The following is a 3,566-nucleotide window of genomic DNA, read 5'->3' on the forward strand; positions in this document are numbered from 1 at the left end:
CACCACCTCCACCATCACCATCTCCACGGGGCGCCTGGGCGCGGGGCGCGAGCGCGAGTCGCCTTCTCCGAGCGCCCAGAAGCCGCCGACGTGAAGCCCCAGCGACACGAGCAGGAAGACGCCCACCACGGCCAGCGAGCGGTCGCGTCGGGGCGTCGTGAGAGCGTTGTCGAGGACCGCCTGACTCATGAAGGGACGCCTTGCCTCAGGGGGCCGCGGGCGCGGCCGCGGGGGCCACGTCCTTCTCGATGTTGAGCGCGAACTTCGCGATGCCCTGGCCCTTCACCACGTCGATGAGCCGCATGACGCGGCCGTAGGGTATCGACTGGTCGGCGCTGATGATGGCGCGCGTCTCCTTGTCCTTGGCCACCGCCTGGACGCGCTTGGCCTCCAGGTCCTTCTCGGTCATCTCGGCGCCGTCGAAGAAGAGCTTGCCCTCTTTGTCCAGCACCACGTTGACCAGGCCCTGCACCGTCTCACCGCCGTTGGCGGCGCGGGGCAGGTCCACCTCCACCGTCTCGCGGACGATGAAGTTGGCCGTCACCATGAAGATGATGAGCAGCACCAGCACCACGTCCACCAGCGGGGTGACGTTGATGCCGGTGATTTCGTCGTCGTTGTCCTGCGCGCCGCCCGCCATGGCCTAACGGGCCTCCGAGCGGAGACTGCCCACCAGCGCGTGGCCCAGGGCGTTGGCGCGGCTGGTGAGCGTCTTGAGCTGACGGCTGAAGACGTTGAAGGCCACCACCGCCGGAATCGCCACCGCCAGGCCCACGGCCGTGGCGACGAGCGCTTCGGAGATGCCCGCCATGGCGGTCTGCTGCATGGCCCCGCCGCCGCCCTGGGCGTTCATCTTCCCCAGGTCATTGAAGGCCTTGATGATGCCCAGCACCGTGCCGAACAGCCCGATGAAGGGCGCGTTGTTGCCCAGCGTGCCCAGGTACGACAGGAAGCGCTCGTAGCGCGGGCGCTCCCGCGACAGCGTGGAGGCAATCACCTGCTCCACCGTGTCCGCGCCCTGGTCGGCGCACGCCAGCCCTTCGCGCAGGATGGCGGCCTCCATGCCCTGACGCCCCTGGATGGCGGCCTTCACCGCGTCCAGCTCACCGCGCGACAGCCGCACCGACAGGGCCTCCGAGTCCGGCAGCCGGTGACGGGCGAAGTACACCGTGCGCTCCAGCATGATGGCGATGGAGAGCACCGACAGGCACACCAGCACCCACAGCACCCACTCCGCGGACGTAAGCGTCACCCCCAGCAGCTTGCTGCTGAGCCAGCCCAGCTGCTCCGGGTGCGCCTGGGCGAGAACGGCGATGGACGGCATGGTGTCTTTTCCTGTCGCGAAAACACGTTGGCGCGACCGGAACACCGGACCCGAATTGAAGTGTCACCCGGTGGTCGGATTTTTTCCGGGCCCCTCTGGCGGCGAGGGGCCAGAATGCGCGCCATGCGAGGAAAAACGGTGGTCGTCACGGGCGCCTCGGCGGGCATTGGCGAGGCGCTGGCGGTGGTGCTGGCCGGACGCGGCGCCAACCTGGTGCTGGCGGCGCGCAACGAGGAAGCGCTCCAGCGGGTGAAGGCCCGGTGCGAGGCGGCCGGCGGGCGCGCGGTGGTGGTGCCCACCGATGTCGGTGACGCGGAGGCCTGCCGCCGCCTGGTGGAGCGCGCGGCGGAGGCGTTCGGCGGCATCGACGTGCTCGTCAACAACGCGGGCGTGACGATGGACGCGCGCGTGGACGAGGTGAAGGACCTGTCCCTCTTCGACCGGCTGATGCGCATCAACTACCTGGGCGCGGTGTACTGCACCCACCACGCCCTGCCCCACCTCAAGGCCCGGCGCGGGCGGGTGGTGGCGGTGTCGTCCCTCACGGGCAAGACGGGCGTACCCAACCGCAGCGGCTACGCGGCCAGCAAGCACGCCATGCACGGCTTCTTCGACTCGCTGCGCATCGAGCTGCGCGGCACCGGCGTGGACGTGACGGTGGTGTGCCCCGGCTTCGTCGCCACCAACATCCGCGACAGCGCGCTGGGCGCGGACGGCCAGCCCGTGCGGCGGAGCAAGCACGACGAGAGCGCGGGCAACATGGACGTGGACACCTGCGTGGCCATCATCCTGCGCGCCATGGAGCGGCGCGAGCGCGAGGTGGTCATGACGACCAAGGCCCGCGTCGCCCAGTTCCTCAAGCTGGTAGCCCCGGGCGTGGTGGACCGCATCGCCGCGAAGGCCATCCAGGACCGGCAGCGGTAACCCGCGCGGCTCAGGCGGCCGGCGGAGGCGTGGCCGGCCGCTCCACGCGCGTCAGCAGCCCGGTGATTCCCTCGAAGGTGGCGTTGCCCACCTGGTGCAGGCCGAAGCCCCAGAGGAAGGCCGTCATGCCCGCGCCGAAGCCGCCCCACGTGGGCGAGAAGACGTTGAGCAACTGAAGCCCCAGCCCCACCGCCACCGTGGTGAGCAGCGCCAGCACGCCCAGCTCCACCAGCCACATGTGACGGGGCGACGGCAGCGGAATGCCCTCGAAGTCGCCCAGCGCGGGCGCCCCCGCGGGCGCCTCCGGCAGCGCGGGGATGCTGCCTCCACTGGGCGCGGTGGGCGGAGGCACGGCGGGCGCCCCCTCTCCCACATCCCCCAACGCGGACTCCAGGAGGATGCTCCGCGCCGTCCGCTGGGACTGGCTGGCGGAGACGAACCGGACGCGCGCCTCGCCGTACTTCACCGCGGCCTCGTGCGAAGACGCGGTCACCAGGAGGCCCTGGGCCTCGCCCAGGAGCGCCTCCACGTCCTCGAGCGCCTGCGTCTGTGCGTCGGACTCGCTGACCTGCCGCGCCTCGTCCACCGCGCCGCGCATCTCCTCGATGAGCTGGCGCACGTAGGCGGCATGCGCGCCCTGGTACATGCGGACGGCGTCATCGACGTTGGTGTTGGCCCGCTCCCGGGCCCTCTCCAGCAGGGACTTCACGCGCTGGGTCAGGACGGCCCACTCCTCCTCCGTGAAGCCGCGCGGCGGTGTGCGGGCCGCCAGGGCCTCGGACAGCTCCTCGCACAGGATGTCGAAGTAGGAGCGGCGAGCGGACTCGAGCTGCCGCCGGGCCGCGTCCAGCGCGCCCTGGGCCAGTTGCTTCCGGACGGACTCCAGCGGGGACATCAGCTCGAACTTGAGCCGGAAGCCCAGCGAGTCTCCACTGTGCTGGTCCACCAGCGTCTGCGCCTGCCGGTCGATGTCCTGCAACCGCGCCTCCAGCCCGGCGCGCGCCAGCCCGTCCACGTCCAGCTCCCGCACCTTGACGGCGAGGCTGTCCAGGCGGTCGGTGGCGCTGTCCTCCGCGCGCAGCGCGCCTTCCACCTCCGTCAGCAACTGGCTCGCCTGCTCCGGACGCAGCTCCGCCGGGAGCGCGTCCAGCTTGCGGGAGGTGTCACACCACGCGCCATACAGGCGCAGGCGAGGCTCCAGCGCGGTCAGCGCCTCGTCGCCCACGCGGATGCCTCGCACCGGCCGGCGAATCTCCGACGCGAGCCCGTCCACCTGGCTCAGCATCGCCTGCCCCACCTCGCGCGCCCGAGTCCCCTG

The 3,566-nt window shown here is 71.3% G+C and carries 3 protein-coding genes and 2 pseudogenes; 1 reads left to right on the plus strand and 4 read right to left on the minus strand.

The window, feature by feature from the left end; translation table 11 throughout:
• The 3 genes and pseudogenes from G4D87_RS35420 to G4D87_RS35430 all read right to left on the minus strand — a co-directional run.
• Nucleotides 1-189: pseudogene (locus G4D87_RS35420) on the minus strand (energy transducer TonB); the annotation flags it as partial.
• 16 nt (nucleotides 190-205) lie between these two features.
• Nucleotides 206-640 carry an ExbD/TolR family protein gene (locus tag G4D87_RS35425; RefSeq protein WP_163787138.1) on the minus strand — a complete coding sequence of 145 codons (435 nt, stop codon included), beginning with the start codon at nucleotides 638-640 and terminating at the stop codon, nucleotides 206-208.
• Between the two features lie 3 nt (nucleotides 641-643).
• Complete coding sequence (locus G4D87_RS35430; RefSeq protein WP_163787140.1) at nucleotides 644-1,324, minus strand: MotA/TolQ/ExbB proton channel family protein; 681 nt, start codon at nucleotides 1,322-1,324, stop codon at nucleotides 644-646.
• A 114-nt stretch (nucleotides 1,325-1,438) separates the two neighbouring features.
• Here G4D87_RS35430 and G4D87_RS35435 point away from each other — a divergent pair, with 114 nt between their 5' ends.
• The gene (locus tag G4D87_RS35435; RefSeq protein ID WP_163787142.1) at nucleotides 1,439-2,248 is read left to right on the plus strand and encodes an SDR family oxidoreductase; all 810 of its coding nucleotides are present in this window, start codon (nucleotides 1,439-1,441) and stop codon (nucleotides 2,246-2,248) included.
• A gap of 10 nt (nucleotides 2,249-2,258) precedes the next feature.
• On the opposite strand, the pseudogene G4D87_RS35440 reads toward G4D87_RS35435, so the two are convergent.
• Nucleotides 2,259-3,566, minus strand: a pseudogene (locus tag G4D87_RS35440) (hypothetical protein); the annotation flags it as partial.

This window comes from Myxococcus vastator (assembly GCF_010894475.1).
GTDB classification, from domain to species: domain Bacteria; phylum Myxococcota; class Myxococcia; order Myxococcales; family Myxococcaceae; genus Myxococcus; species Myxococcus vastator.

Bases quoted from the DNA above. Each gene is read 5' to 3' on its own strand.
- G4D87_RS35425 (WP_163787138.1), bottom strand. From the start codon at position 640: ATGGCGGGCGGCGCGCAGGACAACGACGACGAAATCACCGGCATCAAC.
- G4D87_RS35430 (WP_163787140.1), bottom strand. From the start codon at position 1,324: ATGCCGTCCATCGCCGTTCTCGCCCAGGCGCACCCGGAGCAGCTGGGC.
- G4D87_RS35435 (WP_163787142.1), top strand. From the start codon at position 1,439: ATGCGCGCCATGCGAGGAAAAACGGTGGTCGTCACGGGCGCCTCGGCG.